This window comes from Streptomyces fumanus (assembly GCF_014655295.1).
In the GTDB taxonomy this organism is placed as follows: domain Bacteria; phylum Actinomycetota; class Actinomycetes; order Streptomycetales; family Streptomycetaceae; genus Streptomyces; species Streptomyces fumanus.
Genome location: NZ_BNBI01000030.1, coordinates 1 through 5,619, shown reverse-complemented (window position 1 = coordinate 5,619; position 5,619 = coordinate 1). Strand labels below are relative to the sequence as shown.

The 5,619-nt window shown below is 70.8% G+C and carries 1 protein-coding gene; it reads left to right on the top strand.

What is annotated here, in order from left to right; genetic code table 11:
* On the top strand, positions 1–5,619 hold a 5,619-nt coding region (locus IE316_RS35100; protein ID WP_190208627.1), incomplete at both ends, for a non-ribosomal peptide synthetase.

The following is a 5,619-nucleotide window of genomic DNA, read 5'->3' as shown; positions in this document are numbered from 1 at the left end:
CGCCGTCTTTGCTGGCTGGTGAGGAGGGGTTGCCGGGTTCGTTGGAGACGTTGGTGGTGGCGGGGGAGGTGTGTGGGCCGGAGTTGGTGGAGCGGTTTGCTGGTGGTCGGCGGATGGTGAATGCGTATGGGCCGACGGAGGTGACGGTGTGTGCGGCGATGTCGGGGCCGTTGTCTTCTGGCGGTGTGTCGGGTGGGGTGTCGGGTGGGGTGGTGCCGGTTGGGCGGCCGGTGTGGAACACGCGGGTGTTTGTGCTGGATAAGTTTTTGCGTCCGGTGGTGCCGGGTGTGGTGGGTGAGTTGTATGTGGCGGGTCGTGGTCTGGCGCGGGGGTATGCGGGTCGTGCGGGGCTGACGGCGGAGCGGTTCGTGGCGTGCCCGTTCGGAGAGCGTGGTGGGCCTGGTGAGCGGATGTATCGGACCGGGGACCTGGTGCGCTGGACCGCTGAGGGTGAGTTGGTGTTCGCCGGGCGCGCGGACGCACAGATCAAGATCCGGGGCTTCCGGGTCGAGCCGGGCGAGATCGAGGCGGTGCTGAACGCGCACGAGGCGGTCGGCCGTGCGCTCGTCGTGGCCCGGGACGACGGCGGTGTGCGCCGCCTGGTCGCGTATGTCGTCCCCGAGCAGGGCACGGCGGCCCTGGACCCGGCGGAGTTGCGGTCGTTCGTGGCCGGGCGGCTGCCGGGGCACATGGTCCCGGCCGCGGTGATCCCGCTCGACGCGTTCCCCGTGACCGAGAACGGCAAGCTCGACCGCTCCGCCCTCCCCGCCCCCGACTTCGCCGCGCAGGCGGGCAGTCGTGCCCCGGCGACCCCCACCGAGGAACTGCTGTGCGGGTTGTTCGCCGAGGTTCTGGGCGTGGAACGGGTCGGGGTGGAGGACTCGTTCTTCGACCTGGGCGGGGACTCGCTGCTGGCGATGCGGCTGATCGCCCGTATCCGGTCCGTCCTGGGCGTCGAGGTCGGCATCCGCGAACTGTTCGCCTCTCCCACGGTGGCGGGCGTGGCCCGGGTCCGGGGCGCGGCCCGGGCGTCGCTCAGCGCGCGTGAGCGTCCGGAGGTCCTGCCGCTGTCGTACGCGCAGCAGCGGATGTGGTTCCTCAACCAGATGGAGGAGGCCGGCGCCGGAGCCGCCTACAACCTTCCGCTCACACTCCGCCTGACCGGCGACCTGGACGTGGCGGCCCTCAAGGCGGCGGTGGGCGACGTCGCCGACCGGCACGAGAGCCTGCGCACCATCTTCCCCGACGCCGACGGCCTGCCCCGCCAGCACCTGCTGCGAGGCGCGGCCGGCCGACCCGAGGTCCGGATCAGCGAGGTCGGTGAGCACGACGTGCCGGGAGCCGTCGCGGCCGAGACCCGGCACCGCTTCGATCTGTCCCGGGAACTGCCCTGGCGGGTGCGGCTGTTGACGTTGTCGCCGGTGGAGTCGGTGCTGGTCATCGTCGCGCATCACATCGCGGTCGACGGCTGGTCCATGGGCGTACTCATGCACGACCTCGGCAGCGCGTACGCCGCGCGCAGCCACGGCGAGGCGCCGGGGTGGGAGCCCCTGTCGGTGCAGTACGCGGACTACGCGCTGTGGCAGCGCGAGGTCCTCGGCGACCTCGACGACACGGACAGCCTGATCAGCGAGCAGCTCGGATACTGGCGCCAGGCGCTGGCGGCCGTGCCGGAAGAACTCGCGTTGCCGGTGGACCGAGCCCGTTCCTCGGAGTCGTCCTTCGAAGCCGGAACGGTGCCGATCGAGGTGGGCGCCGACGTGCACGTACGCCTGTCGGAGGTGGCGCGGCGGCATGGCGTGACGATGTTCATGGTGGCGCAGGCGGCGCTGGCGGTGCTGCTGTCGAAGGTGGGCGCGGGCACCGACATACCGCTCGGCACGGCGGTGGCGGGCCGGGACGACCTGGCGCTGGAGGAGCTGGCGGGGTTCTTCGTCAACACGTTGGTGCTGCGTACGGACGTGAGCGGCGATCCGTCGTTCACCGAGCTGCTGGGCCGGGTGCGGGAGACGGACCTGGCCGCCTACGCGCACCAGGACGTGCCGTTCGAGCGGCTGGTGGAGGACCTCAACCCGGTCCGCTCGCTGTCCCGGCACCCCCTCTTCCAGATCATGCTCGCGGTCGAGAACGTGACCGAGGTGCAGGACCCCTGGCAACTGCCGGACCTGCGTGTCCACCCCGAGCCGCTGGATCACACGGCCGTGGCCCGGTTCGACCTGTCGGTCGCACTCGCCGAGCGGCGCGCCGACGATGGCGCCCCGGCGGGTATGGGCGGCGAGATCCAGTACGCGGCCGACCTGTTCGACGAGGGCACGGCTCGGGCCCTCGCGGCCCGTCTGGTGCGGGTGCTGGAGCAGGTGGCCGCGGACCCGCAGGTGCGGGTCACGGATGTCGAGGTGTTGTCGGACGCTGAGCGCCGGATGGTTCTGCACGGGTGGAACGACACCCGTCGTGCGGTGCCCGGCGGCACGCTCGTGGACCGGTTCGAGGCGCAGGTGGCGCGGACGCCGGATGCCGTGGCCGTGGTCGGGCAAGGGGTGTCGTGGACGTATGCGGAGCTGAACGCGCGGGCGAACGGTGTGGCGTACGGACTCATTGACCGGGGCGTCGGCCCGGAGTCGCTGGTCGGCGTGCGGTTGGAACGGTCGGCCGAGCTGGTGCCCACGCTGCTCGGCGTGCTCAAGGCGGGGGCGGCATATGTCCCCCTGGACCCCGGTCTGCCGGAGGCGCGGCGGGAGACGATCGTGGCGGAGGCGGGTGTCGCGGTGACGCTCACCGATGTGGATGTGTTCGAGCCGGTGGATGCGAATCCGGGTGTCAGGGTGTCGTCGGGTGCGTTGGCGTATGTGATGTATACGTCTGGTTCGTCCGGCGTGCCGAAGGGTGTGGCGGTCACGCACCGCAATGTGGTGGCGTTCTGCGCGGATGGTGCGTGGCGTGCGGATGTGCTGGAGCGGGTGCTGGTGCAGGCGAACCATGCGTTCGATGCGTCGACGTATGAGATCTGGGCGCCGTTGCTGCGTGGTGGGCTGCTGGTGGTGGTGCCGGCGGGGGAGGTGGATGCGGTTGAGCGGGGTGCGTTGATCGCTGAGCATCGGGTGACGCATGTGGTGGCTGCGTCGGGGTTGTTCCGGGTGCTGGCGGAGCAGTCGCCGGAGATCTTCGCCGGGGTGCGGGAGGTGCTGACCGGCGGCGATGTCGTGTCTGCGTCGGCCATTCGGACTCTGCTCGCGTCCCATCCGGACCTGGTGGTGCGTACCACGTATGGACCGACGGAGAACACGGCGTTCACCACGCACCTGCCCTACACCTCCGGGGACGAGGTGCCTGCGGCGGTGCCGATCGGTCGTCCGATGGACAACACCCGTACCTACGTCCTGGATGAGTTCCTGCGTCCGGTGCCGCCGGGTGTGGCGGGTGAGCTGTATCTCGCGGGTGAGGGTGTGGCGCGTGGGTATGCGGGGCGTGCCGGGCTGACGGCGGAGCGGTTCGTGGCCTGCCCGTTCGGCGAGTCGGGCGAACGGATGTATCGCACCGGGGACCTGGCTCGCTGGAGCGCGGACGGGCTGCTGGAGTTCGTCGGCCGGGTCGATGAGCAGGTGAAGATCCGGGGCTTCCGGATCGAACCGGCCGAGGTCGAAGCCGTACTGAGCGCGCATGCTGGTGTCGGACAGGCGGCGGTGATCGCCCGCGAGGACCAGCCCGGCGTGAAGCGGCTGGTCGCGTATGTCGTGGGCGAGGTGGACGAGTCCGCGCTGCGGGAGTACGCGGCCGAGCGGCTGCCGGAGTACATGGTGCCGTCGGCGTTCGTGACGCTGGATGCGATCCCGCTGACCAGGAACGGCAAGCTGGACCGGGCCGCCCTGCCCGCCCCCGACCTGGCGGGCCGGACGACCGGCCGTGCCCCCGCCACCCCCACCGAAGAGGTGCTGTGCGGCCTGTTCGCCGAGGTGCTCGGCCTGGAGCGGGTCGGCGCCGACGACTCCTTCTTCACCCTCGGTGGTGACTCACTCCTCGCCATGCGGCTCATCGCCCGCATCCGTTCGGTGCTGGACGCCGAGGTCAGTGTCCGCGACCTGTTCACGGACCCCACGGTCGCGGCCCTGGCCCGGATCGCCGACCGGGTGCGCGGCGCCGGTGAGCGTCCCGCGCTCGTCGTCCGGCAGCGCCCGGACACCGTGCCGTTGTCGTACGCCCAGCAGCGGATGTGGTTCCTCAACCGGCTGGAGGAGGCCGGTGCCGGCGCGGGCTACAACGTACCGCTGGCACTGCGCCTGTCGGGCGAGCTGGACGTGACGGCTCTGGAACTGGCGCTGTCCGATGTCGCCGACCGGCACGAGACGCTCCGCACTCTCTTCCCGGAGGTCGAAGGGGTCCCTCACCAGCGGGTCCTGAGTGGCCGGTCCGGGCATCCGGAGCTCGGAATCCAGGAGGGCATCGACGAGTCCCGGATATGGGAGATCGTCGACAGGGAGATGCGACGGAGTTTCGACTTGGCGGTGGAACTACCGTGGCGCGTTTCGCTGCTGGTGCTGTCGCCGGTGGAGTCGGTGCTGGTGATCGTGGCGCACCACATCGCGGTCGACGGCTGGTCGATGGGCATTCTGGCCCGGGATCTGGAGACCGCCTATGCCGCGCGGGTGCGGGGTGGGGTGCCCGGGTGGGAGCCGTTGCCGGTGCAGTATGCGGACTACGCGTTGTGGCAGCGCGAGGTCCTGGGCGATGTCGACGACCCCGACAGCGTGATCAGCGAACAGCTCGACCACTGGCGTACGGCGCTGGCCGATCTCCCCGACGAGCTGTCCCTGCCCACCGACCGGCCCCGACCCGCACGGGCCTCGTACCGGGGCGGCTTCGTGCCGGTGCGAGTGGATGCCGGTACCCATCGGCGTCTCACTCAGTTGGCGAACCAGCAGGGCGTCACGATGTTCATGGTGACGCAGGCGGCTGTCGCGGTGCTGCTGTCGAAGCTCGGCGCGGGCACCGACATCCCCCTCGGTACGGTCCTCGCGGGACGCGACGATGCGGCGCTGGAAGACCTGGCCGGCTTCTTCGTCAACACGCTCGTGCTGCGTACGGACCTCAGCGGTAACCCGACCCTCACCGAGCTGCTGGCCCGCGTCCGCGACACGGACCTGGCCGCGTACGCCCACCAGGACATGCCCTTCGAACGCCTCGTGGACGAGCTGAACCCCGCGCGGTCGCTGGCCCGCCATCCGCTGTTCCAGGTGATGCTCACCTTCCAGAACATCCCGCAGAAGGCGGCCACCCTCGACCTGCCCGGCCTGCGCACGAGCCCGCTGGCGAGGACAGCGGGCTCGGACGGAACGGACGGGACGGAGGGCACGGACGGCACGGACGGGACGGACACGGAGGCGGGGGCGGCCAAGTTCGACCTGTCGTTCACTCTGGCCGAACAGCGGGACGCCGACGGCGCTCCGGCCGGGATCGTGGGGAGCATCCAGTACGCCACCGATCTGTTCGATCTGGCGACGGCGCAGAGGTTGGCTGTTCGTCTGGGTCGGGTGTTGGAGTGGATGGCGGGTGACCCGGGGGTGCGGGTCGGTGAGGTGGAGGTGTTGTCGGAGGGTGAGCGGCGTTTGGTGGTGGAGGAGTGGA